1 protein-coding gene is annotated in these 1,162 nt (G+C 64.5%); it reads left to right on the top strand.

The features are described 5' to 3' along the window. Positions 1-1,162 (top strand): acyl-CoA carboxylase subunit beta (locus ACOQFP_RS24060; protein ID WP_421585769.1); only part of this gene is annotated, 1,162 nt, incomplete at both ends.

Here is a 1,162-nt window from a genome sequence, read left to right as displayed (position 1 = left end):
AGGCGGCGGTGGACAGGGTCCACGCGAAGGGCAAGTTGACGGCGCGGGAGCGGATCACGGCGTTGCTCGACGAGGGGTCGTTCGTCGAGCTCGATGCGTTGGCTCGGCATCGTTCGGTGAATTTCGGGTTGGGTGAGAACCGGCCGTTCGGTGATGGTGTGGTCACCGGGTACGGCACCGTCGACGGCCGTGATGTGTGCGTGTTCTCCCAGGATGCGACCGTGTTCGGTGGCTCGCTCGGGGAAATCTACGGTGAGAAGATCGTCAAGGTGATGGATCTGGCGATCAAGACCGGTCGCCCGTTGGTCGGGATCAACGAGGGAGCCGGAGCCCGCATCCAGGAAGGGGTCGTCTCGCTCGGGTTGTACGGGGAGATCTTCCACCGCAATGTCCGCGCGTCGGGGGTGATCCCGCAGATCTCGGTGATCATGGGCCCGGCCGCGGGCGGGCATGTGTATTCGCCGGCGCTGACCGATTTCGTGGTGATGGTCGACGGCACGAGCCAGATGTTCGTCACCGGTCCCGATGTGATCAAAACCGTCACCGGCGAGAACGTCACCATGGAAGAGCTCGGTGGTGCACACACGCACATGGAAAAGTCCGGTGTCGCTCATTACGTCGCCTCCGGTGAGCACGATGCGTTGGATTACGTCCGGGATCTGCTGTCGTATCTGCCGAGCAACAATCGCGCCGACGCGCCCCGGACCGCGGCGTCGGATCCGATCGCGGGGGCGATCGCCGACAACCTCACCGCCGAGGACCTCGAACTGGACACGCTGATCCCGGACTCGCCGAACACCCCGTACGACATGCACGAGGTCATCACCCGGATCCTCGACGACGACGAATTCCTCGAAGTCCAGCAGGGTCGGGCCCGCAACATCATCGTCGGGTTCGGGCGCATCGACGGCCGCTCGGTGGGGATCGTGGCCAACCAGCCCACCCAGTTCGCCGGCACCCTCGATATCGACGCCGCCGAGAAAGCCGCCCGGTTCGTCCGGACCTGCGACTGCTTCAACGTTCCGATCATCACCCTGGTCGATGTGCCCGGGTTCCTGCCCGGCACCGACCAGGAATACAACGGCATCATCCGGCGCGGTGCGAAACTGCTCTACGCCTACGGTGAAGCGACCGTCGGCAAGATCACCGTCATCACCCGCAA

The sequence above is a fragment of the Rhodococcus sp. MALMAid1271 genome, from assembly GCF_049195265.1.
GTDB lineage: Bacteria > Actinomycetota > Actinomycetes > Mycobacteriales > Mycobacteriaceae > Rhodococcoides.
The sequence above is the reverse complement of the archived record's forward strand: the minus strand, read 5'-3'. Positions and strand labels throughout refer to the sequence as shown.